Origin of the sequence: Sinorhizobium saheli (assembly GCF_001651875.1) — a bacterium.
Taxonomy (GTDB): domain Bacteria; phylum Pseudomonadota; class Alphaproteobacteria; order Rhizobiales; family Rhizobiaceae; genus Sinorhizobium; species Sinorhizobium saheli.
Genome location: NZ_LNQB01000068.1, coordinates 113,590 through 139,966, shown reverse-complemented (window position 1 = coordinate 139,966; position 26,377 = coordinate 113,590). Strand labels below are relative to the sequence as shown.

The following is a 26,377-nucleotide window of genomic DNA, read 5'->3' as shown; positions in this document are numbered from 1 at the left end:
TCCTGCCGAAATCCGTCAAAAAATCGCACCCACCGCGATGGCTTGCGGTAACGCAACACGATTTTCAGCAGCCTGTTAGGCCTCACCTGCTCCCTCATCCCTGTGCTTGTCACAGGGATCCAGCCACGGCGCGTCCGCGCCGTGAATGACATGACGCGTCAGCCGCCATCCTCGAATGAATCGATCACCGCCAGAAAGGCCTCGCCGTACCTCTCCCGCTTGCTTTCGCCGATGCCCGGTATGTCGAGGAGGTCGTCGAAATCGCGGGGCCGCTGCTTGGCGAGCGCGATCAAGGTCGTGTCCGGAAAGACCACATAGGGCGGGACGTTCAATTCCTTCGCGATCGAAAACCGCTCCGCCCGCAGCTTCTCGAAAAGCTCGAGATCGGAGCCGGCCAATTCCGAGCGCTCGCGGGCCGATGTCGATTTCTGGCCGCGCGCCGCCTTGCCGGAACTGGGCCGATCCTTGCGGAAGAGCATCTGCCGCTCCCGCCGAAAGACGCTGCGCGCCTCCGGCTCGAGCCTCAGCGCTCCGAAGGCGGTGTGATCCACGGTGATCAGACCGGCGGCGAGCAATTGCCGGAAGACCGATTGCCAGGTTCGCGCCGGCAGATCCTTGCCGGCCCCGAAGACCGGCATGTCGACATGGCCGAAGCGCTCCGTCTTCTCGTTGACGGTGCCCATCAGCACGTCGATCACGTGGCCGGCGCCGAAGCGTTCGCCCGTGCGGTAGACGGCGGCAAGCGCCTTGATCGCGGCTTCCGTTCCGTCCCAGGTCTCGACCGGTTTCAGGCAGGTGTCGCAATTGCCGCAGCCGCCCGGATGGGCTTCGCCGAAATGCGCGAGGATCGCCTGCCGCCGGCAGCCGGCCGTCTCGCAGATCGCCAGGAGCGTGTTGAGCTTGGCCCGCTCGATGCGCTTCACCTCCTCGGGTGCCGAACCCTCGTCGATCATCCGCCGGCGCTGGATGACGTCGGCCATGCCGTAGGCCATCCATACATCGGACGGCAGGCCGTCGCGCCCGGCCCTCCCGGTCTCCTGATAATAGGCTTCGACCGATCCCGGCAGGTCGAGATGGGCGACGTAGCGCACGTCCGGTTTGTCGATCCCCATGCCGAAGGCGACCGTCGCGACGAGGCACAGGTTCTCCTCCTTGAGGAAGGCGTCCTGATGGGCATCGCGCAAGGCCCTGTCCATGCCGGCATGGTAGGGAAGCGCCCGAATTCCCTGTGAATTCAGCCATTCGGCCGTGTCCTCGACCTTGGCGCGGGAGAGGCAGTAGACGATGCCGCTCGCATCCTTGAAGCGCGAGAGGAAACGCAGGAGCTGCTGGCGCGGCTGGTCTCGTTCAACGATCTCGTAGGCAATGTTCGGCCGGTCGAAGCTCGAGGTGAAGACGCGTGCGCCCATGAGCGCCAGCCGCTCGACGATGTCGTCGCGCGTATGCGGATCGGCGGTGGCGGTGAGCGCGATGCGCGGCACCCCGGGAAACCGCGACGCCAGACGGTCGAGGTCGCGATATTCGGGGCGGAAATCATGTCCCCATTGTGAGACGCAATGCGCCTCGTCGATCGCAAAGAGGGCGATGTCGGTGTCGGCGACCATTTCCGCAAAGCCATCGGTGACGGCCCGCTCCGGCGTGACATAGAGAAGATCGAGTTCGTCCCGCGAAAGCGCACGACGGACTGCAATCGCCTCCTCGCGCGTCAGTGACGAATTGAGCGCCGCCGCCCGAACGCCGAGCTGTTTCAACGCCTCCACCTGATCGCGCATCAGCGCGATCAGCGGCGAAACGACGATGCCGACGCCCTTGCGGCAAAGTGCGGGAATCTGGAAGCAGAGCGACTTGCCGGCACCGGTCGGGAACAGCACGACCGCATCGCCGCCCGCCACCACATGGTCGACGACCGCCTGCTGCTGGCCTCGGAAGGCGGAATAGCCGTAGACGCGTTTGAGCACATCGAGAGGGTTGGCGACGCCGTCCGTTTCGAAGAGGCGCGCGGCGGTGTCGTTGCTGTCGGGCATGGAATCGCTTTCGTCGGGCATTGAGTATTGGATTTCGACATGTCGGATGTAAATTGCCCCTCACCCTAGCCCTCTCCCCGCAAGCGGGGCGAGGGGACTTTGCGCCGGCGCTCGCGGCAAGTCCCTTCTCCCCGTCAAAACGGGGCGAAGGTGCCGGCAGGCGGATGAGGGGCGAATCCGCCTGGTGAGAGGCAACCCGGAGAGGTCACCTACCGCGCCGCCGGCCCCTTCACCCTGCCTGAAAGCACGCCGAACCCCTCGATGATCGCCTCGAGCTTGTCCATCCGGTGGAGCTCGAGCTGCACCTCCTCCATGGCGCGCACGAGCCGCTGGCCCTGCTCGACGTCCTCGGCGAGCGTCGCCTCGGCGATCTCGCGTTCGAGCTCCCGCTTCTGCCAGAGCAGCGCCTTCGTCCGCCGGTGCAGCGTCAGTGCCTGCAGATAGCCCTCCCGCGCATCTTCCGGCGCTGCCGCGGCGGTCGCGGTCCAGAGGCGCGCATAACGGACCTGCTGGTCGAGCGCACCGATCAGCGCGCCGAAACCTTCCGCCTCGAGTTGCTCCATGAGCACCTCCCGCGTCAGGCGCGCCCCGCTCGCTGCCGCCGCGTTGAGGACCGTGGCCCAGCAGCGCTGCAGGTCGCGATGGTCGAACTCGATCGTTGCGATCTCGTCATACTCGTCGAACAGCAATTGCGGATGATTGACGATGGTCAGCGCCAGCACGCTTTCGCGCAGCAGCGGCACCGCCTGCTGGCCGCTGACGAGCGAGGAGCGCGCCAGCCGGTCTGAGATCGCGGTCGGGCCGGCGTTCCGGTCGGCGCCATTGCGAAAGCCGCCCTGTCGTCCGCCGCCTTGTCGTCCGCCGCCTTGCCGCCCGCCCCGCTCGAAGGGCCGCCGCTCGCCCCTGAAGGGGGCACTGCCCTGCAGGAAGGCATTCAAGCGGTCGCGCATGTCCTGTCCGTAATGGCGGCGCACGCTCTCGTCGCCGATGACGGAGGTCACCTGTCTCAGCCGCGCTTCGAGCTCGGCGCGCTTTTCCGGCGTGTCGAATTCGCCGCCCTGGACCTCGCGCAGCCAGACCATGTCGGCGAGCGAGCGCGCATTGGCAAGCACCTTGTCGAACGGCTCGCGCCCCTCGTGGCGGACGAGGTCGTCCGGGTCCTTGCCGTCCGGCAGCATGGCGAAGCGCACCGAACGGCCGGGCTTGAGATGCGGCAGCGCCAGGTCGACCGCGCGGTTGGCGGCCCGAATGCCCGCGCCGTCGCCGTCGAAGCAGAGCACCGGCTGCGACGTCATTTTCCAGAGCAGGTCGAGCTGGTTCTCGGTGAGCGCCGTGCCGAGCGGTGCCACGGCATTCTCGATGCCCGCCTGGTGCAGCGCGATCACGTCCATATAGCCTTCGACGGCGACGATCGTTCCCGCGCCGTCGCCGCCTTGCGACGCGCGCCGGGCGCGGGCGAAATTGAAGAGCACGTTGCCCTTGTGGAAGAGCTCCGTCTCGTTGGAGTTCAGATACTTGGCCGGCGCATCGGGCGACATGGCGCGGCCGCCGAAGGCGATCACCCTCTCGCGCGCCGAGAGGATGGGGAACATGATGCGGTCGCGAAAGCGATCGTAGGAGACCGGGACGTCTGGACCGTAGACGACGAGCCCGCAGGCTTCGATCTGCTCCTTGCCAACGCCCTTGCCGGCGAGGAACTCCTTCATCGCATTGCGGCTGTCGGGCGCATAGCCGAGCCGAAACGTCTCGATCGTGCGGCCGGTCAACCCGCGCTCGCGCAGATAGGCGCGCGCCTTGGCACCGTTCGCGGTCTGGAGCTGATCCTCGAAGAACTGGGTCGCCAGTTCCATGACGTCGAGAAGGCTCGTCCGCTCCTTCTCCCGTCGTTCCGCCTGCGGGTCCGGCTGTGGCATCGGAACGCCGGCCATGTCGGCGATCTGCTGCACCGCCTCGGGGAAGCTCAGCCCTTCGAGTTCGGTCAGGAAGCGGAAATGGTCGCCGGAAACGCCGCAGCCGAAGCAATGGTAGCGACCCTTGCGGTCCTCGCAGTGGAAGCTCGGCGATTTCTCGCCATGAAACGGGCAGCAGGCCCAATAGTCGCCGCGCGAAACATTGGTCTTGCGCCGGTCCCAGGTCACGCGCTTGCCGATCACGTCCGAAATCGGAACGCGGTCGCGAATCTCGTCAAGGAAGGAGGGTGAAAAGCGCATGGATAGCCGATACCCCTACCCGCCCTCCCATACAAGCCGCATGGGAGGGCGAAGTCGTAGCCGCGATCCGCGGTGCCCGCAATTCACAGGCTAGATGCCGCGCCGACGTGGGAAGACGAAGCCAACCGGCGCCGGCGTGGAGGAAATACGCCCGCCGCAAAGCAGGCATATACTTACTTCAGGAGTTCCTTGACGAGGCCGGAGGCCTTGGCGAAGTCCATCTGGCCCGGATAGCGCTCCTTCAGCGCATTCATGCACTTGCCCATGTCGCGAAGGCCGTGGGCGCCGGTCTCCTGGATGATAGCGGCACAGGCCTGCTTCACCTTTTCCTCGGAAAGCTGTTCGGGCAGGAACTGGTTGATGACGGCAATTTCCTGGCGTTCCTGCTCGGCAAGCTCGGGACGGCCGCCTTCGTCGTAAATGCGGGCGGATTCTTCGCGTTGCTTGATCATCTTGGCGAGGATCTGCATGATCTCGTCGTCGCCGACCGGATCCTTGCCCTGGCCGCGATTGGCAATGTCGCGGTCCTTGATCGCCGCCTGGATCAGCCGGACGGTCGATGTGCGCCGCGTGTCCTTGGCTTTGAGTGCCTCTTTCAATGCGTTCGCGAGTTGGTCGCGCATGTCCTCACTCCATGTCGAAACGGGCCGGCGGAGCTCATGCCCGCGACCGGTTCGATTACGTCGTTGTTGTCGTCGTCTTAAACCAGTGCGGCAGGTGCAATCAAACGGATTGCGCAACCATTTGAATAATAAGGAACTTTATTTCCTTGCAATTCATGGCTGCCGGTTGACCCGGCTAAGGCCTTTCGCTATTTTCCGGCACCTGCACGAACATCGGCATGAACCTATTCTCGCGGGGTTTCCGCGCGCCATGCCGCATGCGATTTGAAATGGCGCTGAACCGACCGGCTTTCAAGCCTCGCTTCCGGCCGCAACGGGATAGGAACGATGACCGCGACACCCGCATGGACAACCCAGAAACCCACTGCCCTGCTCGTTCTGGCGGACGGCACGGTGATCGAAGGCAAGGGCATCGGCGCAACCGGCAAGGTTCAGGCCGAGGTCTGCTTCAACACGGCGCTGACCGGCTATCAGGAAATCCTCACCGACCCCTCCTATCTCGGGCAGATCGTCACCTTCACCTTTCCGCACATCGGCAATATCGGCGCCAATGACGAGGACATCGAGGACCTGACGCCGGCCGCCCGCCATGGCGCCGTCGGGGTGATCTTCAAGGCCGACATCACCGAGCCTTCCAATTACCGCGCTGCCAGGCACCTCGACGCCTGGCTGAAGGCGCGCGGCATCATCGGCCTCTGCGGCATCGACACACGGGCGCTGACCGCCTGGATCCGCGAGAACGGCATGCCGAATGCCGTCATCGCCCACGACCCGGCCGGCGTCTTCGACGTCGAGACGCTGAAGGCCGAGGCCAAGGCCTGGAGCGGCCTCGAGGGCCTCGACCTCGCCAAGGTCGCGACATCCGGCCAGTCCTACCGCTGGACCGAGAAGCCCTGGGTGTGGAGCGAGGGCTATTCGACGCTCGGCGAGACCGACGCCGCCTATCACGTCGTCGCCCTCGACTACGGCGTCAAGCGCAACATCCTCCGCCTCTTCGCCGGCCTCAACTGCCGGGTCACCGTCGTTCCCGCTGAGACGAGCGCCGAGGAGGTGCTTGCGCTGAAGCCGGACGGCATCTTCCTCTCGAACGGCCCGGGCGATCCGGCGGCGACGGGAGAATACGCGGTGCCGGTCATCCGCGATCTCTTGAAGACCGACATTCCCGTCTTCGGCATCTGCCTCGGCCACCAGATGCTGGCGCTGGCGCTCGGCGCCAGGACCGAGAAGATGCACCAGGGGCACCACGGCGCCAACCATCCGGTCAAGGACCACACCACCGGCAAGGTCGAGATCGTCTCGATGAACCACGGCTTCGCGGTGGATTCGAAGTCGCTGCCGCAGGGCGTGGAAGAGACTCACATTTCCCTCTTCGACGGCACCAATTGCGGCCTGCGCTTGAACGGCAAGCCGGTCTTCTCCGTCCAGCACCATCCGGAAGCCTCCCCGGGCCCGCAGGACAGCCACTATCTCTTCCGCCGCTTCCTGAACCTCATCCGCGAGAAGAAGGGCGAAGCGGCGCTCGCCGAGCGCTGAGAGGGGGCGCCCCCCCCTTCTGCCCCGCCGGGGCATCTCCCCCAAAAGACCCCACAAGGGGCCACAAGGGGGAGATCGGCAAGCGGCAATCCCTCGCCTGACCAACGACAGCGCCCAGCGTATTTTCCGGCGCACGGGCCCTCCGTTTGCGGTGCTGCGCGTTCCTATGTTTGGATCGGCTGCATCCGCTTAGCCCTTCCCTAACCGATCCGCAGACAAAACGAGCCCGGTATCAAGACGATAGGCCCGCCTTCTGAATCGAATTTGCAGACTCGAAACCCGCGCATGAAAAAGCCCGCCTCAAAGGGCGGGCTTCTGCATCAGTGCTGATCGCTGCGCTTACCTGCAGGCGGCGCAGAAGCGCTGGATGCGGCGGCAGGCTTCCTCGAGCAACGCCTCGGAGGTTGCGTAGGAGATGCGGAAGTTCGGGCCGAGGCCGAAGGCCGAACCGTGCACCACCGCGACGCCTTCCGCTTCCAGCAGCTCGGAGACGAAGTCCTCGTCGGTCTCGATGACCTTGCCCGACGGCGCGGTCTTGCCGATGAGGCCGGCGCAGGACGGATAGACGTAGAAGGCGCCTTCCGGCGTCGGGCAGGAGATGCCCTTGGCCTGGTTCAGCATCGAGACGACGAGATCGCGCCGGCCCTGGAAGATCTCCTTGTTGCGCGGGATGAAGTCCTGCGGACCGTTCAGCGCCTCGACAGCGGCCCATTGTGCGATCGAGGTGGCGCCCGAGGTCTGCTGGCCCTGGATCATGTCCATCGCCTTGATGAGCTGGAGCGGGCCGGCGGCATAGCCGATGCGCCAGCCAGTCATCGCATAGGCCTTGGAGACGCCGTTCATCGTCAGGGTGCGATCGTAGAGGCCCGGCTCGACCTCGACCGGGGTTGCGAACTTGAAGTCGCCATAGGTCAGGTGCTCGTACATGTCATCCGTCAGCACCCAGACATGGCTGTGCCTCACCAACACATCCGTCAGCGCCTTGAGCTCCTCGTGCGAATAGGCAGCACCCGACGGGTTCGACGGCGAGTTGAAGACGAACCACTTGGTCTTCGGGGTGATCGCCTTCTCGAGGTCCTCGGCCTTGAGCTTGAAGTTGTTTTCCTGCTTGGTCGAAACGATGACCGGCGTGCCGCCGCACAGCGCCACCATCTCCGGATAGGAGACCCAATAGGGCGCGGGGATCACGACTTCATCGCCCGGATTGAGCGTCGCCATGAAGGCGTTGAAAAGAATCTGCTTTCCGCCGGTGCCGACGATCGTCTGCGCCGCGGTGTAGTCGAGGTTGTTCTCGCGCTTGAACTTCTTTGCGATCGCTTCGCGCAGTTCCGGAATGCCGGAAACCGGGGTGTACTTCGTCTCGCCGCGGTTGATTGCGTCGATCGCGGCCTTCTTGATGTTGTCGGGCGTGTCGAAATCCGGCTCCCCTGCACCGAGACCGATGACGTCACGACCCTTCGCTTTCAGCTCGCGGGCTTTCTGCGAAACGGCGATGGTGGCGGAAGGCTTTACGCGGGAAAGGGCATCGGCAAGGAAGGCCATGATGTTGTGTCCTGATCGTTTCGAGACGGGGCGTGAGACGCTACGGAACGCAAAGCCGGGCTCCATAGCGGTTAGGTCTATGTCGAAAGATGCCGGGTCTTGCAAGCGCTTCGCCGTGAAAAACGGCCGCGAAGCCGCGCAAAATGCGTAACCATGACAAAGTTTCATCGATGGCATCAAAGCGGCGATCGAAACCGCCGGCCGCCTGCTCCCGGCGAAGGACTTCGGCGCCCGACATCCCACCGCGAGACGGCGCCTCTACGAGCATCCGGAGCGCCATAATTTCGTCACAACAACTGCCGGAGCGCGCCGCAATTCCGTCGCGCAAGAGCCGATTTCCAGGCGCCATCTTTGAGCTGCGGACGCACTGGCATCTTGGGGGTATGCTATGTTTCTCGACGACGAAATCGCCGCGGCGCGCACCCGGCGCAGCGAGGCGCGCTGGGGCTTCTATCTGGCCCTCGCCGCGCTGGCCGCCTGCATCGTGATGATCCTTGGGCTGATGACGCAGTCGGCCGCGGAAGCCGGCGAAAGCACGGAACCGGTGGCATATGCCCACCCGGACCCTATCGGCACCGCTCCTTCAGCCGTCTTCCAAAACCGGAACGCTCTTCTCCTCGATCGGGAGGCCAAAGATCATGCTCGGTGACGACGATCGCAGCGAGCGGCGCGCGGACTTCTTCGCCCGGCTGTCGGCGATCGAGACGATTGCCATGGCCTTCATCGCCCTCGTCGTTCTCGGCGGCCTGATGCTGGTCGGCAAGGGCTTCTACGTGCAGAGCGGTCTCGCTGGCCCTCAGACGCGCGGCAACCTCGAGGCCGGATCCCGCGTCCTCGGCGATCCCATTGTCGCGACGGAGATCGAGAAGCCGGCAACGCTCACCACGGGCTCGGTCTCGCGATAAAGCCGTTTTGATCCGTTTTGACTTGATCGCCGGCGCACCCCGTCCCAGTTTACGTCGGACAAGGGAAATCGCAGCCGGAGGAGTGCAAATGCGGCAAGGGCGCAGGAGAGAAGCCGGGAGAACCGGGGCGGTCCTCGCGTCGGCTGTGCCGTTCGCCGCTTTGCTTTTCGGCTTTGCCGCGGCGCCGGCGGCCGCCGAGACGCGCGAATTCCCAACGCAAGCGGGCACCGTGCTTGTCGAGACGCTCGCGACCGGGCTCGTGCATCCCTGGGCAGTCGAGGTCATGCCGGACGGCGCCCTCATCGTCACCGAGCGCCCGGGTCGGCTGCGCTTGCTGCGCGACGGCAAGCTTTCGGCGCCCATCGAGGGCGTGCCGAAGGTTGCCGACGACGGCCAGGGCGGCCTTCTCGACGTCGCCCTCGATCCGCAGTTCGCCACCAACCGCACCCTCTATCTCACCCTGTCGGCGAGCGGCGACGGCGGTTACGGCACCGTGCTCGTCCGGGCGGCCCTCTCCGAGGACGGACGAAGCCTGGCCGACGTGACCGAGATCTTCCGGATGGACAGGTTCACGCGCACGACCCACCATTTCGGCTCGCGCATCGCCATCGACAAGGACGGCAGCCTGTTCTTCGGCATCGGCGACCGTGGCGACGGCGACCGCGCGCAGGACGCGCGCGACCATGCGGGCTCGATCCTCCACGTCAACGCCGACGGCAGCATCCCCGCTTCCAATCCCTATCGCGGCGGCACGGAAGGCCGCGCGGAGATCTGGTCGAAGGGACATCGCAATCCCCAGGGAATCACCTTCGACCCGCAGGACGGCACGCTCTTGACCGTCGAACACGGGGCGCGGGGTGGCGACGAGGTGAACAACCCGCAGCCCGGCAGGAACTACGGCTGGCCGGTGATAACCTACGGCAAGGACTATTCCGGCGCCGAGATCGGCGAAGGCACCGCCCGGGAGGGCATGGAGCAGCCGCTCTATTATTGGGATCCGTCGATCGCCCCCGGCGCGATCGCCGCCTATCGCGGCAGCATGTTTCCCGAGTGGAACGGCAACCTGATGGTCGCCGCCTTGAAATACCAGTTGCTCGCGCGTCTCGAGCGCGACGAAACCGGTGCGATCACCGCCGAGGAGCGCTTGTTCGACGGCGAGTTCGGCCGTATCCGCGACGTGATCGTCGCCCCCGACGGCGCGCTTCTCATGGTGACCGACGAAGAGGACGGCGCCGTGCTCCGGGTCTCCAAGGCACCCACGCAATAAGGCCCGTCAGCGGGACGAGATATGCGCGCGGCCCTCGCCGCATCCTGCGCTCTGATCGCCGGGCACCAGATCAGAGCGAGGCGCGGACCTCCTTGCGGAACATGAATTTCAGCCCCGACCAGACGGCGTCGACGGCGCAGACTTTCACGTCGACAAGGCCGAACGGCAGCAGGACCTCGCGCAGCACGTCCTCGGTGAGCGTCGTCGCGCGGCCGGAGGCCCGCTTTGGCCAGGAGACCCAAAGCATTCCGTCGGGCTGCAACCGGGCTGCCAGTGCCGGCGCAAGCGATTCGAGCACTACCCGCTCCCTCTCGAAACAGTGAATGTAATCGTACCGCCGCGAAGCCACGCCTTCGATCGCGGTCGCGATCTGCGCGAAACCGGGAAAGGCGGAAATCTCCGGAAGATCGGCCGGAACGCCGAGGAGCAGCGCGGCCTGGCCCTCGCGCAAGCCGATCTTCTTCGCCAGCGGTGTGCCCGAATAGCCCGCCAAACGCATCTCCCCCTTTCATGACCCGCGATCGCCGCCGCCCCGCAGCGCCGGCTCGCGGGCGGCGAGGATGAGGCTTGCCCGCGAAAAACGCAACTGGTAGAGCGGCTGTGCCATCACGGAGCGAAGCGGCTCCGGGTTATTTCCGTCCAAAAGCCGTCTCGACCTCGGGGAGCCGTCCGTGACTCGCATCCAGGCCAATCTGTTCCTGTTGTTATCCGGCGCGATCTGGGGAGCGGGATTCGTTGCGCAGTCGACGGCAATGGATGCGATCGGCCCCCTCTGGTTCATCGGCTTGCGCTTTGCGATCGCCACCCTGGTGGCGCTCCCGCTCGCCGTCATCGAGGCCAGGCAGGCGACGGCACCGCTGCCGCGCAACGCCGTTCGCAATTTCGTCTTCATCGGCCTGGCGCTCTTCGGCGGCGCCGTGACGCAGCAGTTCGGGCTGCTCACCACCACCGTAACCAATTCCGGCTTCCTGACCGGGCTCTACGTCGTCTTCGTGCCGGTGCTGACGGTCGCCTTCCTGCGCCGCAGGCCGCATTGGGTCATCTGGCCCGGGGCGCTGCTTGCGACGCTCGGCATCTTTCTATTGAGCGGCGGCACCCTGTCGCGACTGACCGGCGGAGACCTGCTGACGATCGTCTGCGCCCTCTTCTGGGCGATCCAGGTGATGCTCGTCGGCATCTTCGCGCCGGCGACCGGACGGCCCATGCTCCTCTCGATGACGCAATTCGCCGTGTGCGCCGTCGCGGGATCGGCGCTCGCCGCCCTCTACGAACCGCTGAGTCTCGCCGCCGTCGGCAGCGCGCTGCCGCAGATCCTTTATGCCGGCGTCTTTTCGAGCGGCGTCGCCTTCATCTGCCAGGTCGTCGGCCAGCGTTACACCACGGCGCCACAGGCGGCGATCTTCCTGTCGAGCGAGGCCCTGTTCGCCGCCCTCTTCGGCGTGCTGCTGCTCGACGAGATCATCACGCCGGTCGGCTATCTCGGCTGCGCCGTCATCTTCGCGGCAATGCTCGCGGTCGAGCTCGTGCCCGAACTGACGAAGAGGCGCCGAGGGGCAGCGGAAGCTGCCGTCTGAGCGCAGGCCGCTGTACCACCCCCGCAAATCAGCGGGAATTTACTGTATTACTTATTAGTGTTTGAACTCGTTCTACTTCACATCAAAATGGAATAGCAGTTCCGGTCGGCAAAAAGAGATTTCTTGCATCTTTTCTGTAAGGTTGGCAAGCGGGCCATGCCAGCCGGACACTTCTCATGAAGGGTGAGACATATCAGGGGGTTGCGGGATCGGGCGGGCAACTGCCCAAAGTCGCGGCATGCTCGTCAACGACAGAATGTGACGCAAACGGTCCAGGCGCCCCGGTTCCGCCTTCAAAGAGCTTTGAATTCAACGGCTTGTCCTGGGTCTCGAATGTCCCGTGCAAAGCGGCGATTGACGCATTTTCGAGCAATGCCAAGTTGCGTTTCCTCGCCGCAAAAGTTTTGCTTGCCAATTCAAAATAAACCCATCAATCTTACTCTGTTCGGGCAATTTGCGAACACGGGAAGATCTTGAAATAAAAGCGGGCCGGAGACGCAAGCCACTCCGGGCGGCGAGAGGTGGGGAGGCTCGTTTTGGCAAACCTTCCTATGTCTGGTCGCGATAACAGGACCCTTTCCTCAATTGTCGAGAACTGCCTGCCCCACGCCCATTTGGGCAAACTGTAATGCCGCCCGCCGAGCGGGTGGAGAGAAAAGGACCTGACGCATGGCCGAAACTGGCACTGTAAAATTCTTTAACACCGATAAGGGCTTTGGCTTCATCAAACCCGAGAACGGTGGCGCTGACATCTTCGTGCATATCTCTGCCGTACAGGCTTCCGGCCTGAGCGGCCTCACGGAAAACCAGAAGGTTTCCTTCGACACCGAGCCGGATCGCCGCGGCAAGGGACCGAAGGCGGTCAACCTGCAGATCGTCGGCTAACGCCGCTCTCTGCTCATAGCTTAATGTTGCAGCCCGGCATTCATGCCGGGTTTTTTCGTTCAGGCTCCGTTCAGTTTGGCCTGCATAGAGTTTGTTTACCATGAAATCCGGAAATCGATCCGGTCCCATGCATAGGATTGAAGCCCATGAACAAACTCATCAAAGCAGCCGCTCTTTCGGTCGCAGCCGCCGCCATCGTTCTCCCGACCTTTGGTACAGCACAAGCGACTCATCGGCGGGAAAGCCACAGCGATGCGTGGGCGGCAGGGGCAGCGGGCCTCGTCGCAGGCACGCTCATCGGCGGCGCGATCGCCTCGCAGCCGCGCTACAGCGAACCGACCTATATCGACCCGGAACCCGAATATTACGAGCCGCGTCCGGTTTACCGGGCCCGCCCGGTCTATCGTCCGGTAGTGGTCGAAACCTATGGCGTCGAGCCCTGGACGCCGGAATGGTATCGCTACTGCTCGCAGCGTTACCGCTCGTTCGACCCGGATTCCGGCACGTTCGTCGGCTATGACGGCATGCGCCACTTCTGCGCCGCCAACTGATCGGATTCGACAGACAGAAAGGGCGCGCGACCGAAGAAGTCGCGCGCCCTTTTCCTGTTCGCCTACTTCTCGTCAGAGACCACGCAGATAAGGGTTGGTCCGCCGCTCCTCGCCGATCCGGCCGCCGGGGCCGTGACCGCAGATGAAGCCCACCTCGTCACCGAGCGGCAGGATCTTGTCGCGAATCGAATCCAGCAGCTGCTGGTGATTGCCGCCCGGCAGGTCGGTGCGCCCGATCGAACCATGAAAGAGCACGTCGCCGACATGGGCGAAACGCTCTGCGCGATTGAAATAGACGACATGGCCGGGTGCATGGCCCGGGCAATGCAGCACCTCGAAGACATGGCTGCCGAAAGAGACCGTGTCTCCCTCTTCCAGCCATCGATCCGGCACCACATTCTGGACCTTCATGGCGAGACCGAATCGCTCCGCCTGGTTCTCCAGCCGTTCAAGCAGGGGCAGATCGTCCTTGTGCGGTCCGATGATCTGGAGCCCCAAGGCCTCCTTCAACTCCTTGGCGCCGCCCGCATGGTCGATATGTCCATGCGTGAGCCAGATCGCCTTCAGCGTGATGCCGTTTTCGCGGATCGTCTGCAGGATGACGTCGACATCGCCGCCGGGATCGACGATGACGCCCTCCTTGGTCTCGCTGTCGAACAGGACCGTGCAGTTCTGCTCGAAATGCGTCACCGGGATAATGCCCGCCTGTAGCATGCCGTACCTCGCTCTTTGATGCCGCGGCCCTGGCGCATCCGATAGGACGCGCGGCGCTGTCGTGCCGCCACCTATAGCGATATATGGGCAGGGGGACAGTTGAAATCAGCGAAGAGCGGCTATTTCCGGCTGGGCCGCCTGTGGCGGAAGCTCCACCGTGGTGAGCAGCAGCGCCGATACCGCCAGCCCTACCGCCGCCACGAGGGCGACCAGTGGACGCAACCGGCGGGCGGCGGCTTCGGCTTCGTCGATTGGCTCGTACTCCATAATGCGAACTCCCGAGTGAGGACGGCGGTGGCGGCAACGGCCTGATGAAGGCGAGCCGTCACGGGTTAGAATTGCTTCAGCAACGTCAAGCCCCGGCAATATGTTTCATGATCACATTTCTTGATGTCACGCGGGGAACATCCCGCTCGCGCGGTGCGTTTGCCCGGCATCATAGAAGAGGAGTAAGACGATGAAGACCCTCTACCCCCACGCATTCCGAATGGTCGCGGCAGTGGGTTTGATCCTCGCTGCAGGCGCTTCGACCGGCTATGCGGCAATGAGTGCAACCGCAGTGACCGATCTCAACGTGCGCGCCGGCCCCGGCCCGCAATATCCGGTCGTCGCGCTCGCCACCCGCGGCAGCACGACAGTGCTCGAGGGCTGCATAGAAGGCAGCCTCTGGTGCCGCGTCAATGCCGGCGGCGTCAGCGGCTGGGCCTACGCCAAGTATCTTTCTGCAGACGCCGGAGGGTCGACGGTGGTAATCTCCGAGCGACGCGCGGAACTGGGCATTCCGGTGGTGACCTACGAGGCGACGGGCTCCGTCGCGGCCATGCCCGCCGAACCGCTCGAGTTGATCGGACCGGTCGACGAGGTCCAGCCCATTGCACCTCCGCCGACGGTTCAGACCTATATCACCAGCAATCCCGTAGAGCCGGTTTATCTCGAGGGCGAGGTTGTCCTCGGCGCCACCCTGCCGAACACCGTCGCCGTGCGGCAGATACCCGACTACGAGTATGAATATGTGGTCGTGAACGGCCAGCCCGTGCTGGTCGAACCGGCAACGCGGCGGATCGTCTACATCTACCGCTGACGACTGCATGTCTCCCTGAATCGCACTCGATTTAAGGACAAAGACATACAGCAGCTCAAAAAGCTTCGGCGTAGCGCGTTCGAGATGCGCTACGCCATGACTCGTTCAATCTGAGCTCTTCCGCGCAATCCTCATCTCCATCCCGTGCAGCAGTTCAAAGCCGCCTGTCGTGACAGGAACACGGGGGCCGGTAAATTCTGTCAACAAAACTGACTTATTTTTCTATATGTTTCGCGAACGACAATTCGACCGAAAGGAAATGACTGCGTGGCGGGCCAACCCAAGAACACGAGCCAGTACGTGAGCGACGGCACCGGCGAGGACGAGGACACGATCGACTTCGAGATCATCGAGCTGTTGTTCTTTGCCTATCGCGACTTCACCAGCGACCCGGACGCGATCCTCGAGAAGAGCGGCTTCGGCCGGGCACACCATCGCGTCGTGCATTTCGTCAACCGCGAGCCCGGCATGACCGTCGCCGACCTTCTCGACACGCTGAAGATCACGAAACAGAGCCTCGCCCGCGTCCTCAAGCAATTGATCGATTCCGGCTATATCCGCCAGGTCACCGGTCCCGAAGACAGGCGCCAGCGCATGCTTTACACGACAGAAGAGGGCCAGGCATTGGCGCGGGCGCTTGCCGAGCCACAGTCCCGCCGCATAGCCGATGCATTGGCAAAGACCGGCCCGGGGGCAAGGGAAACGGTGAAGCGGTTCCTCGCCAACATGAGGAACAGCTCCGCCGATTGACCGGATCACTGGGTTCGCTGGACGGAGTTCGATTCAAGGGGGCGCGAGTATGTCGTTCGGCGAACGGATGCGGCCGGGGGGACTGAGGACTTGGGCGACGGTCGCGCATCTGCTTTTATGCGCGTCTCCAATCCTGGAGCGGGTTGATTATGATGGGAGTGTGATCGCGTGGGGACGACGTCCGGCCTTGCCGGCAACAAGGATAATCGAGCGATGACAGCAAAAGCGAGAGTCTCGGATGATGCCGCACATCTTCTCGTCGTCGACGACGACCGGCGAATTCGCGACCTGCTCAACCGCTACCTGGTCGAGCAGGGATTTCGCGTGACGACGGCAGCGGACGCCGACGAGGCACGACGCAAGCTCACCGGCCTCGATTTCGACCTGCTTATCGTCGACGTCATGATGCCGGGGGAAAGCGGCATCGCCCTGACGCACGGCCTCAGGCAGATCAAGACGGTGCCGATCATCATGCTGACGGCGCTGGCCGAGGCGAATTCGCGCATCGAGGGACTGGAAGCCGGTGCCGACGATTACCTGCCGAAGCCCTTCGAGCCCCGGGAACTCGTGCTCAGGATCAACAATATCCTGCGTCGCAACCAGCCGGCACAGGCGCCGAAGGTCGACCAGGTCATTTTCGGCCCCTATACCTTCTCCGTGGTGCGCAAGGAGCTTCGCCGCGGCGCCGATCATATCCGGCTCACCGACCGCGAGCAGGAGATCATGACGCTGTTTTCCCAGCGGGCCGGCGAGACCATTCCGCGCCATGAACTGATCGGCGACGATGCCGAGGTCGGCGAACGGACGATCGATGTCCAGATCAACCGGCTGCGGCGCAAGATCGAGGACGATCCGTCCAATCCGGTCTGGCTCCAAACCGTCCGCGGCATCGGTTACCGACTGAGCGTCGACTGAGCGGCGAAGCAGCCGGGATTGCGCGGGAAGCAGGTGGAAAGTCGCTTCCCCCGTCCTCGTCCGGTCGCCACGGCGCTGCGCCTTGATCAGAGGCGCTGCAGCACTTTGACTTGCTGCATGTCTTTTGCCCTTAACATCGAGGTCGATTTGAGGAGACATGCGGTAGGATATAAGGAAACATGCAACAGGCGAAATTTTTCGACGAACGATGCAGGATCGATGGCAAGCTTTGACAGCCTGAGGCGCGAAGGAGCGAGCGCCGCGGATAGCGCCTGGAAGCGCCTGGTCCGGTGGCTGCGCCGGCGGCTGCCGATGGGCCTTTACGCGCGCTCGCTGCTGATCGTCGTCATTCCGATGGTGCTGCTGCAATCCGTGGTCGCCTTCGTCTTCATGGAGCGGCACTGGCAGCTCGTCACCCAGCGGCTCTCGTCCGCGGTGAGCAACGACATCGCCGCCGTCGTCGACCTGATCACCACCTTCCCGCGGGACGGCGACATCGACCAGATCGTCCGCATCGCCCGCGAGCAGCTCGATCTCAACATCAGCGTCGAGCCCGGCGGCGAGTTGCCGCCGCCGCGCCCCAAGCCCTTCTTCGAAATCCTCGACCAGATCCTCGGCGAAGAGATTGCCAATCAGGTGCGCCGCCCCTTCTGGATCGACACCGTCGGCAACTCGAAGATCGTCGAGATCCGCATCAAGCTCGAGGACGGCCGCATCCTGAGGGTCTATGCCCGGCGCAACCAGGCCTACGCCTCCAACACCCACATCTTCCTCGTCTGGATGGTCGGGGCATCGCTCGTGCTGCTGACGATCGCGATTCTCTTCCTGCGCGGGCAGATCAGGCCGATCCTGGCACTGGCGAGCGCTGCCGAAAGCTTCGGCAAGGGCCAGAAGATCGACAACTTCGCGCCGCGCGGCGCCGACGAGATCCGTCGTGCCGGCCTCGCCTTCATCCTGATGCGCGAGCGGATCGAGCGCCAGATCGAGCAGCGCACCGCGATGCTCACCGGCGTCAGCCATGACCTGCGGACGATCCTCACCCGCTTCAAACTGCAGCTCGCGATCGCCGGCAACAATCCGGACCTCGAAAGCCTCCACCAGGACGTCGAGGACATGCAGAACATGCTGGAGGGCTATCTCGCCTTCGCCCGCGGCGAGGGAGAAGAGGACGTCGGGCAGTTGAAGCTCAGTGATCTGATGACGCGCCTTGCCGCGGAGGCCGACCTCTACGGCAAGGCTCTGACGACTTCGATCGAGGGTGCCGATGAGATCCACGTGCGCCCGAATGCCTTCACCCGCCTGGTCTCCAATCTCGCTTCGAACGCCTATCGCTACGCGAACACCGTGCACATCGAAGCACGCCAGAGCGCGAAATGGCTGACCATCACGGTCGATGACGATGGCCCCGGTATTCCGGAACGCTCGCGCGAGGACGTGTTCAAGCCGTTCTTCCGCCTCGACGAGGCCCGCAATCTCGACAGCTCCGGCACCGGCCTCGGCCTCGCGGTCGCCCGCGACATCGCCCGCAGCCACGGCGGCAACGTCACGCTGGCCGACAGTCCGCTCGGGGGCCTGCGCGCGACCGTGCGCGTGCCGACGTGAGCGGGCTTGTCTTTGGTCACATCAGCTTCCTGCCATTCGGAACCGGCCTCTCGCTGGCCGCCAGCACGATTGCACCGGCCTCGTCCTCGAAGCCGAGGGTCAGCACTTCGGAACGGGCAGGGCCGATCTGGCGCGGCGGGAAGTTGACGACGCCCAGCACCTGCCTGCCGACGAGGTCCGCCGGCCTGTAGTGCACCGTAATCTGGGCGGACGACTTCTTGATTCCGATTTCCGGGCCGAAATCGATCTTCAACTTGTAGGCGGGCTTGCGCGCTTCCGGGAAGGCCTCAGCCTCCACGATGGTACCGACACGAATGTCGACACGCTCGAAATCGGCATAGGAGATGGTTTCGGTCATGGTGTTTCCTGAATCACAATGAGTTTCGTCAGGTGATTTCACCTGACTGCAGAATGCTCGAACCTCATCCTGCCAGTTCCTCGGCACGCCTGCGCGCGGCGGCGATGGCCTTGTCGAAAAGCGGCTGCATGCCGTCTTCCGCCATCAATATCGCAAGCGCGGCCGCGGTGGTTCCACCCGGCGAGGTGACGTTCTGGCGCAGACGCGCGGCATCGTCGGGGGACTGATGGAGGAGTTCACCAGCCCCCGCGACGGTTTCCCGAGCGAGTCGCATGGCAAGGTCCGCCTCGAGGCCGGCTTTGCGCCCGGCCTCCGCCATGCACTCGACGAGATAAAAGACATAAGCCGGCCCGCTGCCGGAAACGGCGGTCACCGCATCGATGTCGGCTTCGCTCGCAACCCACTCGACGGGGCCGCTGACCTTGAGGAGATCGTGAACCAGCGCGCGCTGCGCTTCGTTGACGAGAGCGTTCGCGAAGGCGCCCGTGACGCCGCGCCCGATCATCGCCGGCGTATTCGGCATGGCGCGCACGGTCGCCGCTTCACCGAGATGACGCTCGATGAAGCCGAGCGTCTTGCCGGCGGCGACGGAGACGATCACCGTCTCGGGGCCGACGAGCCCCTTCAGGGGCGGCAGGACCGCTTCCATGACCTGGGGCTTCACCGCCAGGAAAATCACCCCGGCCTTGACATCGGCGGGCGCGGAGGCGGCATGGCCGATACCATGGTCCGCAAGCAGCTTTGTCATCGCCGGCGACGGGCCCGGATCGATGACGAGAATGTCTCCCCCGCGCACGCCGCTCGCGACCCAGCCCTTCAGCATGGCGCCGCCCATATTGCCGGCGCCTACAAGGACGATCGGGCCCGTAAGCGACACACTCATCTCATGCTTCTCCCACCGTTTCGAAAAGCACCGTATCGACGGCGCGCTGCGCATCCATGCCTGACCAGACGACGAACTGGAACGCCTGGAAATAGGATTCGCAGGCATCGAGCGCATTCGACAACAGCACTTCGACCTGCTGGTTTGTGGGCTCCGCCCCGCCTGCGAGCAGGAGAGATTGACGGAAGATGATGACCTCTTCTTGGCGCCAGAGATCGAAATGTCCCATCAGCACCTGGCCGTTGATGTGCGACAGGAGCCGGATCACTTCGTTGACGCGGCTTTCCGGGACCTTGATGTCGAAGGCGCAGGCGAGATGCAGCGCCTCGAACTCCTCCATCCAGGAGAAGGAAACGTGATAGTCCGCCCATTTGCCCTCGACGGTCATGGCAATCTCGTCTTCGCCCGATCGCTCGAAAGACCAATCATTGTTGGCAGCGACAAACTCGATCATGTCGACCGGGTTGGACTGGCGCTCGACTTCCATTTCCAAAAGGCTCATGCATCACCCTAAAGGTGCGGCACGGGCGCGCAAGGTCACGCTCACAGGACGCGACACTGCAAACCCAATACCGGCTACCGACACACTATGATTGCTGGACCTGCCGCTATCCTGACTTACTTACCCTGCCTGGAGCTTGCGTGATCCGTCTCGAATCATCATTTAAAATCAGTGTATAACGGCAGAGTCAGCGTGCCAGCCCCCGAGCGGAAAATTTGCGCGGGAAGAATGTCGGGCGCGTTATGATTTCAATCCAGCGCGGGGCATTAAGCGACTCTGCGATAAGGGTTTTTTGGCAGTGTCCACAGGTGGAAAACTTTTCCGATTTGTTAACCGTGAGGCGAAACGAGACGCGGGGACGAAACCGTCGCGGCGCTCCTGCATATCCCCTTGAATCGAACTCGAATTAAGGACAGAGACATGCAGCAATTCAAAGCACTACGGCGACCTTTGCGCGCCTCTTGAGAGGACACGACAGCAACGGACTTTGGCTTGGCGCGTCTGCGGCCGAAGAGTTATTTCAGCCCAAAGACCTGGACTGGCTGGATTCCTGTGACGAGCACAGGAATGAGGCAGGGGCATCGCCGCACCACAACGCAGAGGCTGAATGGGTTGCGGTTCTGTACCGCGACTTCCAATAAGACGCTCAGCCCGAGTGACTTGGCCGAAGGAAATTTCCTCGAGCCGCGCGGATACCCAGCTCGAAAAGCGCAGGTTAGACCGCCCCGAAGGCGCCTTCCCTGTTCGTCACTTGCCCGTCGTTATATCGCCGGGTGCCGGTCCGGTCGCCGCGAGGCGGGCCTCGAGCGCCTCGATCCGGGCGCGCAGGGCATCGTTTTCGTCGCGCGCCCGGGCGGCCATCTCCTTGACGGCCTCGAACTCCTCGCGCTTGACGACGTCGAGCGAGTTCAGCCAGCCTTCGGCCTGCGCGCGAAATGCCGCCTCGACCTCGCGCCGCACGCCCTGGGCCGCGCCCGCGGCATCCGTCATCAGCCTGGCAAAATCGTCGAGAATGCGGTTGGCGCCTGTGCTCATCGTCCTGATCTCCATTCGGTCCCGCCGCCAGCGGCGTATATCATGATTTCAGGTAGGGTTCGTGAAGCAAGGATGCAAGGAAAATCAAAGGCGCTCGCGCTCCGATTTGAGGCCGAAACGATGGAGCGGCCGCGGGAAACGCCTCCGGCGCTTGACCCCGCCGCATTCGGCCGTCATGTTCCGCCGAAACAATCGGCCCGGCACGAGAAAAGACCTTGGAAACGATCGCCACCCGCCTCGCCATCCTCCCCTTCCCCGAAATCGATCCGGTCATCTTCACGATCGGGCCGTTCGCCGTTCGCTGGTACGGTCTCGCCTATGTGGCCGGCATACTCCTCGGATGGCTCTATGCGCGGCGCATGGTTCAGAACGCCTCGCTCTGGCGCAACAACGCGCCCGCCTTCAATCTGCTGCAGCTTGACGATTTCCTGCTCTGGGCCGCCGGCGGCATCGTGCTCGGCGGGCGCATCGGCTACATCCTCTTCTACGACCTCGATACGGTCCTCGCGAATCCGATCCGCGCCATCCAGGTCTGGAACGGCGGCATGTCGTTCCATGGCGGCCTTCTCGGCACCACGCTGGCAATGATCGTCTTCGCCCGCAAGAACGCGATCCCCCTTTGGAGCCTCTTCGACGTCGTTGCCGCGGTAGTGCCGATCGGGCTCTTCTTCGGCCGCATCGCCAACTTCATCAATGCGGAGCTTTGGGGGCGCCTCTCCTCGATGCCCTGGGCGGTCGTTTTTCCGACGGGAGGGCCCTTTGCCCGCCATCCGAGCCAGCTCTACGAAGCGGCGCTCGAAGGCCTGCTTCTGCTCGTGGTGCTCGCCTATTTCGTCTATCGCCGCAAAGCTCTGAAAATTCCCGGGCTCGTCACCGGGATCTTCGTCTGCGGCTATGCCGCCAGCCGCATTTTCGTCGAATTCTTCCGCGAACCGGATGCGCAGATCGGCTATCTCGCCGGCGGATGGTTGACCATGGGCATGGTGCTTTCGCTGCCGATGGCGCTTGCCGGAATTTGGGCCATTGCGCGGGCGCGGCGCGCGGCAGCCGCCGCATAGCTGGACCGGACGCATGACCAATCCCCTCGCCGACAAGATCAAGGCGTTGATCAGGGCCAACGGGCCGATCAGCGTCAGCGACTATTTTTCCCTCTGCCTCGCCGACCCGCAATACGGCTACTATCGGGTCAACGAGCCTTTCGGCCGCGCCGGCGACTTCACGACGGCGCCGGAGGTCAGCCAGCTCTTTGGCGAAATGATCGGCATATTCCTGGTGCATGCGTGGCAGCAACACGGCGCGCCCGGAAACGCCGTCATCGCCGAGATCGGGCCGGGACGCGGCACCATGATGTCGGACATGTTGCGCGTCATCCGGCGCCTCGCACCGGCCCTCTATGAGACCGCCAGCGTCCACCTGGTCGAGACCAGCGAACGCCTGCGCGAAGTGCAGGCAAAGACGCTTGCCGGCCACCAGGGCAAGGTCCACTGGCATCAGGGCTTCGAGCGCCTGCCCCCCGGCTTCCTGCTGCTCGCGGCCAACGAGCTTTTCGACGCAATTCCGATTCGCCAGTTCGTGCGAACCGCGCAGGGCTTCCGCGAGCGCATGGTCGGGCTCGCCGCCGATCACAGCCTGACGTTTGCGGCCGGCGTCGCCGGGCTCGATTCGACGCTCTTGCCGTCGCCTCCCGAAACGGTCGCCGAAGGCACGATCTTCGAGATCGCCCCGGCTCGCGACGCGGTGATGGCCGCCCTTTGCGAACGCCTGCGCGCCGGCGGCGGAACCGCCGTCATCATCGACTACGGCCATGTCTCGACCGCCTACGGCGACACGCTGCAGGCGGTTCGCAAACACCGGTACGATCCGCCGCTCGCCAATCCGGGCGAGGCGGACCTGACCAGCCATGTCGATTTCGAGCAACTGGCACGGCGCGCGAAGGCGCAGGGCGTGCAGGTCAACGGGCTCGCCCACCAGGGGGACTTCCTCGTCGGCCTCGGCCTCCTCGAACGCGCCGCCGCGCTCGGCAGCGGCAAGGACGCGGCGACCCAGGATCGCATCCGCGACGACGTCGAGCGGCTTGCCGGCGCCGGTGCCGGGAAGATGGGCGAACTGTTCAAGGTGCTCGTCGTCAGCAGCCCCGAAGTGGCCCTGGCCCCCTTCCGGAAGAAGGCGTCGTAAGCACGCAGATCGATGGCCGATTCTCAAGCGGGTGACGGCCGCGATGCGGAACCCGATGGAACCTCCACCCTTGTTCGGCGATTGACAGGTCCGGGATGCCTGGGCCAACATCGCCCGCAAATCAGCCGCAGGTCACCGGGCCGGTACGCGCCCACAATCCAACGAAGACAAGTTCAGGGCGAGAACACCGAATGCAGCACGATGCCTCGCTTTCCCCAGTGCAGAGCCCGCTTTTCGACCTGAAGGCGGGCGGCGCGATCGCCCATGGCTATTTTACCCGCCAGGGCGGGGTCTCCGAGGGCATCTATCGCGGCCTGAACGTCGGGCTCGGCTCCCAGGACGACCGGGAGCGCGTCGGCGAAAACCGCGCCCGGGTCGCCCGCTGGTTCAAGGCCCACCCCAGGCGCCTCGCCACGGTGCATCAGGTTCATTCCGCCGATGCAATCATCGTCGACGGCAGCTATGACGGCGCCCGGCCGGACGCCGATGCGCTGGTGACCGCGACGCCCGGCATCGTGCTTGGCGTTCTTTCCGCCGATTGCGGGCCCGTTCTCTTCGCCGACCCGGAAGCGGGCGTGATCGGCGCCGCCCATGCCGGGTGGAAGGGAGCGCTCGGCGGTGTGCTCGAAGGCACGATCGAGGCGATGATCTCGCTCGGTGCGCAGCGCGAGCGCATCATCGCCTGCCTCGGCCCTTCGATCAGCCGGCAGCATTACGAGGTCGGCCCCGAATTCGTCGACCGCTTCCTCGCCACCGACCCGGACTATGGGGCGTTCTTCAGCCCGTCCGGCCGGAACGGCCATGCGATGTTCGACCTGCCGGGCCTCACCGTAAGTCGCTTGACCAAGGCCGGAGTGACCGCGGAAAACCTCGACATCTGCACCTATGCCGACGAGGACCGCTTCTTTTCCTATCGCCGCACCACGCACCGGCGCGAGCCTGACTACGGCCGGCAGATATCCGCGATTTGCATAAGGGAGGTTTGATATGGCGCTCCACTTCGCCGAAGAGGAATATGCGGCCCGCCTGGCGCTGCTCACGGCAAAGATGCAGGAAGAGAAGCTCGACGCCATGCTCCTCTTCGCGCAGGAGAGCATGTATTGGCTGACCGGCTACGACACTTTCGGCTATTGCTTCTTCCAGACGCTGGTCGTCAAGCAGGATGGCGAGATGGTGTTGCTCACGCGCTCGGCCGACCTGCGCCAGGCGCGCCACACGTCCAACATCGAGCGCATCGAGATCTGGGTGGATCGCGTCAACGCCGATCCGGCGATGGACCTCAAGAACCTCCTGAGCGAGCTCGACCTGCTCGGCTGCCGCATCGGCGTCGAATACGACACGCACGGCATGACCGGCAAGACGGCGCGCCTCCTCGACAACCAGCTCTCCACCTTCGGCGAACTCATTGACGCTTCGCTGCTCGTCAGCCGGCTGCGCCTGATCAAGAGCCCGGCGGAAATCGCCCATGTGGAGAAGGCCGCGAGCCTCGCGGACGACGCGCTCGACGCCGCACTGCCGCTGATCCGCCCGGGCGGCAGCGAGGCCGACATCCTGGCCGCGATGCAGGGCGCGATCTTTGCCGGCGGCGGCGACTATCCGGCCAACGAGTTCATCATCGGCTCCGGGGCCGACGCGCTTCTGTGCCGCTACAAGGCGGGCCGTCGCACCCTCGACGCAAATGACCAGCTCACCCTCGAATGGGCCGGCGTCAGCGCCCATTACCATGCGGCGATGATGCGCACGATCGTCATCGGCGAGCCGACCAACCGCCACCGCGAGCTCTACAGCGCCTGCCGCGAGGCAATCCAGGCGATCGAGATGGTGCTGAGGCCCGGCAACACCTTCGGCACCGTCTTCGACGTCCATTCGCGGATCATGGACGAGCGCGGCCTCGCCCGCCACCGGCTCAACGCCTGCGGCTATTCGCTCGGCGCGCGCTTCGCGCCCTCCTGGATGGAGCACCAGATGTTCCATGTCGGCAACCCTCAGGAAATCGAGCCCGACATGTCGCTCTTCGTCCACATGATCATCATGGATTCCGACAGCGGAACGGCGATGACGCTCGGCCAGACCTACCTGACGACCGCCGACACGCCGCGTCCGCTGTCGCGCTACGGACTGGACTTCATATCTGCGTAAGGAAATCGTCCTATGGTTTCCGTGAGAAAATGAAGAACGCGCGTGCTGCCGGCCCCGGCGGCATTCGCGCCGACATGTTCGAGCGGAAACGGTGGAAACGATGCGAAAGCAGATCATCCCGATCGCGAGCCTCGGTCTTGCCGCAGCCCTGGCCGGCTGCAACACCACGGATGCGCTGATACCGCAGGTGGATGTGGGAGAAGGCAATTTCCGCTCGCCGCCGGTGACGCAGTCCGATCTCGACTCCATGTCCGCCCAGACGGCGGTGATGCCGGTGGAAACCGTGCCGCCGGGCAGCACCGCCGCATTCTCGGCGCAGCCGAACATCGCGGCGCCGCCGCAATACGCAGCGGGCAATGCCGGCTACAACGACTATACCGATCCCGCCGGCACGCTCGACGCCCAGGCAAGCCGCCTGGCAGAGGGCGAGGCGCCCGTGCAGACGACGAGGTCTCCGCCGCCGCCCTCGCAGCCCGCGGAACAGGAAACGGCGCAGGCGAATGTCAGGCGGCCGGAGGCGGCGCCGGTCGAGACCGCATCGGCGCCCGCAGAACCGAGCCAAGCCGCCGCGGCGCCGGCGGCCGCCGCGACCGGCTCGGGCGGCATCCGCTTCCTGCCGATCATCGGCGCGCCGGTCGAGGCCGTCACGCCGCTTTCGAAGCAGCTCGGGGCCTCGGCGCGAGCGCAGGGGCTCGCCATCAAGAGTTCCAAGGACACCACGAGCGACCATATCCTCAAAGGCTATTTCTCGGCCCTCAAGGAGGACGGCAAGACCACCGTCGTTTATGTCTGGGATATTCTCGACGGCAGCGGCAACCGCCTGCACCGCATCCAGGGGCAGGACACGGTTTCGAGCTCCGCAGCCGATCCCTGGGCCGCCGTGCCGCCAGAGACGATGCAGGCGATCGCCAGCAAGACCATCGACGCCTATCTCGAATGGCGCCGGGCGAGAGCGGGATGAGGATCGGCGCGTGCGGCTTTCGCCCGCATCGGCGTCACCGGCCGGTTTGGAAGCTATTCGATTGCGGTCTATCGCTGCAAAATCATCCTCAGTCGCGCCGGTTGACGCAAAGTTTTTAGGATAATGGGCGCTGCGTCGCAGCAATCCC

At 64.3% G+C, this 26,377-nt stretch carries 27 protein-coding genes; 16 read left to right on the top strand and 11 right to left on the bottom strand.

Features of this window, described 5'->3' with window-relative positions:
* Positions 1-158: 158 nt before the first annotated feature.
* From recQ to ATB98_RS09980, 3 genes are all read right to left on the bottom strand, one after another.
* Complete coding sequence (recQ, locus tag ATB98_RS09990; RefSeq protein ID WP_084435405.1) at positions 159-2,045, bottom strand: DNA helicase RecQ; 1,887 nt, start codon at positions 2,043-2,045, stop codon at positions 159-161.
* A gap of 188 nt (positions 2,046-2,233) precedes the next feature.
* Positions 2,234-4,234, bottom strand: coding sequence for a DNA primase (dnaG, locus tag ATB98_RS09985; protein ID WP_066872760.1), 2,001 nt, complete (start codon positions 4,232-4,234; stop codon positions 2,234-2,236).
* Positions 4,235-4,407: 173 nt separating this feature from the next.
* Positions 4,408-4,857 (bottom strand): GatB/YqeY domain-containing protein, encoded by a 450-nt coding sequence (locus ATB98_RS09980; protein ID WP_066872757.1) that lies wholly within the window; start codon positions 4,855-4,857, stop codon positions 4,408-4,410.
* 327 nt (positions 4,858-5,184) lie between these two features.
* Here ATB98_RS09980 and carA point away from each other — a divergent pair, with 327 nt between their 5' ends.
* Positions 5,185-6,390 carry a glutamine-hydrolyzing carbamoyl-phosphate synthase small subunit gene (gene carA, locus ATB98_RS09975; protein ID WP_066872754.1) on the top strand — a complete coding sequence of 402 codons (1,206 nt, stop codon included), beginning with the start codon at positions 5,185-5,187 and terminating at the stop codon, positions 6,388-6,390.
* 339 nt (positions 6,391-6,729) lie between these two features.
* Here the strand turns inward: carA and ATB98_RS09970 are convergent, their stop codons facing one another.
* On the bottom strand, positions 6,730-7,932 hold the full coding sequence (locus ATB98_RS09970) for a pyridoxal phosphate-dependent aminotransferase (RefSeq protein ID WP_066872751.1): 1,203 nt from the start codon (positions 7,930-7,932) through the stop codon (positions 6,730-6,732).
* Between the two features lie 388 nt (positions 7,933-8,320).
* Here ATB98_RS09970 and ATB98_RS09965 point away from each other — a divergent pair, with 388 nt between their 5' ends.
* The 3 genes from ATB98_RS09965 to ATB98_RS09955 all read left to right on the top strand — a co-directional run bounded on the left by ATB98_RS09965 (position 8,321) and on the right by ATB98_RS09955 (position 10,104).
* A complete protein-coding gene (locus ATB98_RS09965; RefSeq protein ID WP_066872748.1) occupies positions 8,321-8,581 on the top strand; it encodes a hypothetical protein in 261 nt (86 codons plus the stop codon).
* Positions 8,571-8,837 (top strand): hypothetical protein, encoded by a 267-nt coding sequence (locus ATB98_RS09960; RefSeq protein ID WP_066872745.1) that lies wholly within the window; start codon positions 8,571-8,573, stop codon positions 8,835-8,837. Before ATB98_RS09965 ends, ATB98_RS09960 begins: the two co-directional genes overlap by 11 nt.
* Before the next feature lie 88 nt (positions 8,838-8,925).
* A complete protein-coding gene (locus ATB98_RS09955) occupies positions 8,926-10,104 on the top strand; it encodes a PQQ-dependent sugar dehydrogenase (RefSeq protein ID WP_066872742.1) in 1,179 nt (392 codons plus the stop codon).
* A gap of 70 nt (positions 10,105-10,174) precedes the next feature.
* Here ATB98_RS09955 and ATB98_RS09950 read toward each other — a convergent pair whose 3' ends face one another.
* The gene (locus tag ATB98_RS09950; RefSeq protein WP_066872739.1) at positions 10,175-10,603 is read right to left on the bottom strand and encodes a hypothetical protein; all 429 of its coding nucleotides are present in this window, start codon (positions 10,601-10,603) and stop codon (positions 10,175-10,177) included.
* A 172-nt stretch (positions 10,604-10,775) separates the two neighbouring features.
* On the opposite strand from ATB98_RS09950, the gene ATB98_RS09945 reads away from it, so the two are divergent.
* The 3 genes from ATB98_RS09945 to ATB98_RS09935 all read left to right on the top strand — a co-directional run bounded on the left by ATB98_RS09945 (position 10,776) and on the right by ATB98_RS09935 (position 13,114).
* Complete coding sequence (locus ATB98_RS09945; RefSeq protein WP_066872736.1) at positions 10,776-11,678, top strand: DMT family transporter; 903 nt, start codon at positions 10,776-10,778, stop codon at positions 11,676-11,678.
* A 669-nt stretch (positions 11,679-12,347) separates the two neighbouring features.
* On the top strand, positions 12,348-12,563 hold the full coding sequence (locus ATB98_RS09940; protein WP_003532915.1) for a cold-shock protein: 216 nt from the start codon (positions 12,348-12,350) through the stop codon (positions 12,561-12,563).
* Positions 12,564-12,709: 146 nt separating this feature from the next.
* The gene (locus tag ATB98_RS09935; protein WP_066872732.1) at positions 12,710-13,114 is read left to right on the top strand and encodes a BA14K family protein; all 405 of its coding nucleotides are present in this window, start codon (positions 12,710-12,712) and stop codon (positions 13,112-13,114) included.
* Positions 13,115-13,186: 72 nt separating this feature from the next.
* On the opposite strand, the gene ATB98_RS09930 is transcribed toward ATB98_RS09935, so the two are convergent.
* Positions 13,187-13,828, bottom strand: coding sequence for an MBL fold metallo-hydrolase (locus ATB98_RS09930; RefSeq protein ID WP_066872730.1), 642 nt, complete (start codon positions 13,826-13,828; stop codon positions 13,187-13,189).
* Positions 13,829-13,933: 105 nt separating this feature from the next.
* Positions 13,934-14,095 carry a hypothetical protein gene (locus ATB98_RS29465; protein ID WP_167354068.1) on the bottom strand — a complete coding sequence of 54 codons (162 nt, stop codon included), beginning with the start codon at positions 14,093-14,095 and terminating at the stop codon, positions 13,934-13,936.
* 190 nt (positions 14,096-14,285) lie between these two features.
* Between ATB98_RS29465 and ATB98_RS09925 the strand changes: the two genes are divergently transcribed.
* The 4 genes from ATB98_RS09925 (at position 14,286) to ATB98_RS09910 (ending at position 18,176) form a co-directional block, all read left to right on the top strand.
* On the top strand, positions 14,286-14,909 hold the full coding sequence (locus ATB98_RS09925; protein WP_066872728.1) for a DUF1236 domain-containing protein: 624 nt from the start codon (positions 14,286-14,288) through the stop codon (positions 14,907-14,909).
* Positions 14,910-15,176: 267 nt separating this feature from the next.
* Positions 15,177-15,659, top strand: coding sequence for a MarR family winged helix-turn-helix transcriptional regulator (locus ATB98_RS09920; protein ID WP_066872725.1), 483 nt, complete (start codon positions 15,177-15,179; stop codon positions 15,657-15,659).
* A 213-nt stretch (positions 15,660-15,872) separates the two neighbouring features.
* On the top strand, positions 15,873-16,574 hold the full coding sequence (locus ATB98_RS09915) for a response regulator (RefSeq protein WP_066872723.1): 702 nt from the start codon (positions 15,873-15,875) through the stop codon (positions 16,572-16,574).
* A 219-nt stretch (positions 16,575-16,793) separates the two neighbouring features.
* On the top strand, positions 16,794-18,176 hold the full coding sequence (locus ATB98_RS09910) for an ATP-binding protein (protein ID WP_066872722.1): 1,383 nt from the start codon (positions 16,794-16,796) through the stop codon (positions 18,174-18,176).
* 16 nt (positions 18,177-18,192) lie between these two features.
* On the opposite strand, the gene ATB98_RS09905 is transcribed toward ATB98_RS09910, so the two are convergent.
* The 4 genes from ATB98_RS09905 to ATB98_RS09890 form a co-directional block, all read right to left on the bottom strand.
* Positions 18,193-18,534, bottom strand: a complete 342-nt coding sequence (locus ATB98_RS09905; RefSeq protein ID WP_066872719.1) for a tRNA-binding protein — start codon at positions 18,532-18,534, stop codon at positions 18,193-18,195.
* Positions 18,535-18,598: 64 nt separating this feature from the next.
* Positions 18,599-19,417, bottom strand: coding sequence for a pyrroline-5-carboxylate reductase (proC, locus tag ATB98_RS09900; RefSeq protein WP_066872716.1), 819 nt, complete (start codon positions 19,415-19,417; stop codon positions 18,599-18,601).
* Position 19,418: 1 nt separating this feature from the next.
* Positions 19,419-19,919, bottom strand: coding sequence for a type III secretion system chaperone family protein (locus tag ATB98_RS09895; protein WP_066872713.1), 501 nt, complete (start codon positions 19,917-19,919; stop codon positions 19,419-19,421).
* A 747-nt stretch (positions 19,920-20,666) separates the two neighbouring features.
* Positions 20,667-20,954 (bottom strand): accessory factor UbiK family protein, encoded by a 288-nt coding sequence (locus ATB98_RS09890; RefSeq protein WP_066872814.1) that lies wholly within the window; start codon positions 20,952-20,954, stop codon positions 20,667-20,669.
* A gap of 215 nt (positions 20,955-21,169) precedes the next feature.
* Here ATB98_RS09890 and lgt point away from each other — a divergent pair, with 215 nt between their 5' ends.
* The 5 genes from lgt to ATB98_RS09865 all read left to right on the top strand — a co-directional run bounded on the left by lgt (position 21,170) and on the right by ATB98_RS09865 (position 26,229).
* Positions 21,170-22,012 carry a prolipoprotein diacylglyceryl transferase gene (lgt, locus tag ATB98_RS09885; protein ID WP_066872711.1) on the top strand — a complete coding sequence of 281 codons (843 nt, stop codon included), beginning with the start codon at positions 21,170-21,172 and terminating at the stop codon, positions 22,010-22,012.
* Between the two features lie 13 nt (positions 22,013-22,025).
* Positions 22,026-23,129 carry a class I SAM-dependent methyltransferase gene (locus ATB98_RS09880; RefSeq protein ID WP_066872811.1) on the top strand — a complete coding sequence of 368 codons (1,104 nt, stop codon included), beginning with the start codon at positions 22,026-22,028 and terminating at the stop codon, positions 23,127-23,129.
* A gap of 191 nt (positions 23,130-23,320) precedes the next feature.
* Positions 23,321-24,115, top strand: coding sequence for a peptidoglycan editing factor PgeF (pgeF, locus tag ATB98_RS09875; RefSeq protein WP_066872708.1), 795 nt, complete (start codon positions 23,321-23,323; stop codon positions 24,113-24,115).
* A gap of 1 nt (position 24,116) precedes the next feature.
* Positions 24,117-25,268 (top strand): M24 family metallopeptidase, encoded by a 1,152-nt coding sequence (locus ATB98_RS09870; RefSeq protein WP_066872705.1) that lies wholly within the window; start codon positions 24,117-24,119, stop codon positions 25,266-25,268.
* Positions 25,269-25,368: 100 nt separating this feature from the next.
* Positions 25,369-26,229: a hypothetical protein gene (locus tag ATB98_RS09865; RefSeq protein WP_066872702.1), complete on the top strand. Its 861-nt coding sequence runs from the start codon at positions 25,369-25,371 to the stop codon at positions 26,227-26,229.
* The last annotated feature ends 148 nt before the right edge of the window (positions 26,230-26,377 follow it).

Coding starts and splice junctions, on each gene's coding strand:
- recQ (WP_084435405.1), bottom strand. CDS start 2,045: ATGCCCGACGAAAGCGATTCCATGCCCGACAGCAACGACACCGCCGCG.
- dnaG (WP_066872760.1), bottom strand. CDS start 4,234: ATGCGCTTTTCACCCTCCTTCCTTGACGAGATTCGCGACCGCGTTCCG.
- ATB98_RS09980 (WP_066872757.1), bottom strand. CDS start 4,857: ATGCGCGACCAACTCGCGAACGCATTGAAAGAGGCACTCAAAGCCAAG.
- carA (WP_066872754.1), top strand. CDS start 5,185: ATGACCGCGACACCCGCATGGACAACCCAGAAACCCACTGCCCTGCTC.
- ATB98_RS09970 (WP_066872751.1), bottom strand. CDS start 7,932: ATGGCCTTCCTTGCCGATGCCCTTTCCCGCGTAAAGCCTTCCGCCACC.
- ATB98_RS09965 (WP_066872748.1), top strand. CDS start 8,321: ATGTTTCTCGACGACGAAATCGCCGCGGCGCGCACCCGGCGCAGCGAG.
- ATB98_RS09960 (WP_066872745.1), top strand. CDS start 8,571: ATGCTCGGTGACGACGATCGCAGCGAGCGGCGCGCGGACTTCTTCGCC.
- ATB98_RS09955 (WP_066872742.1), top strand. CDS start 8,926: ATGCGGCAAGGGCGCAGGAGAGAAGCCGGGAGAACCGGGGCGGTCCTC.
- ATB98_RS09950 (WP_066872739.1), bottom strand. CDS start 10,603: ATGCGTTTGGCGGGCTATTCGGGCACACCGCTGGCGAAGAAGATCGGC.
- ATB98_RS09940 (WP_003532915.1), top strand. CDS start 12,348: ATGGCCGAAACTGGCACTGTAAAATTCTTTAACACCGATAAGGGCTTT.
- ATB98_RS09935 (WP_066872732.1), top strand. CDS start 12,710: ATGAACAAACTCATCAAAGCAGCCGCTCTTTCGGTCGCAGCCGCCGCC.
- ATB98_RS09930 (WP_066872730.1), bottom strand. CDS start 13,828: ATGCTACAGGCGGGCATTATCCCGGTGACGCATTTCGAGCAGAACTGC.
- ATB98_RS29465 (WP_167354068.1), bottom strand. CDS start 14,095: ATGGAGTACGAGCCAATCGACGAAGCCGAAGCCGCCGCCCGCCGGTTG.
- ATB98_RS09925 (WP_066872728.1), top strand. CDS start 14,286: ATGAAGACCCTCTACCCCCACGCATTCCGAATGGTCGCGGCAGTGGGT.
- ATB98_RS09915 (WP_066872723.1), top strand. CDS start 15,873: ATGACAGCAAAAGCGAGAGTCTCGGATGATGCCGCACATCTTCTCGTC.
- ATB98_RS09910 (WP_066872722.1), top strand. CDS start 16,794: ATGGCAAGCTTTGACAGCCTGAGGCGCGAAGGAGCGAGCGCCGCGGAT.
- ATB98_RS09905 (WP_066872719.1), bottom strand. CDS start 18,534: ATGACCGAAACCATCTCCTATGCCGATTTCGAGCGTGTCGACATTCGT.
- proC (WP_066872716.1), bottom strand. CDS start 19,417: ATGAGTGTGTCGCTTACGGGCCCGATCGTCCTTGTAGGCGCCGGCAAT.
- ATB98_RS09895 (WP_066872713.1), bottom strand. CDS start 19,919: ATGAGCCTTTTGGAAATGGAAGTCGAGCGCCAGTCCAACCCGGTCGAC.
- ATB98_RS09890 (WP_066872814.1), bottom strand. CDS start 20,954: ATGAGCACAGGCGCCAACCGCATTCTCGACGATTTTGCCAGGCTGATG.
- ATB98_RS09880 (WP_066872811.1), top strand. CDS start 22,026: ATGACCAATCCCCTCGCCGACAAGATCAAGGCGTTGATCAGGGCCAAC.
- pgeF (WP_066872708.1), top strand. CDS start 23,321: ATGCAGCACGATGCCTCGCTTTCCCCAGTGCAGAGCCCGCTTTTCGAC.
- ATB98_RS09870 (WP_066872705.1), top strand. CDS start 24,117: ATGGCGCTCCACTTCGCCGAAGAGGAATATGCGGCCCGCCTGGCGCTG.
- ATB98_RS09865 (WP_066872702.1), top strand. CDS start 25,369: ATGCGAAAGCAGATCATCCCGATCGCGAGCCTCGGTCTTGCCGCAGCC.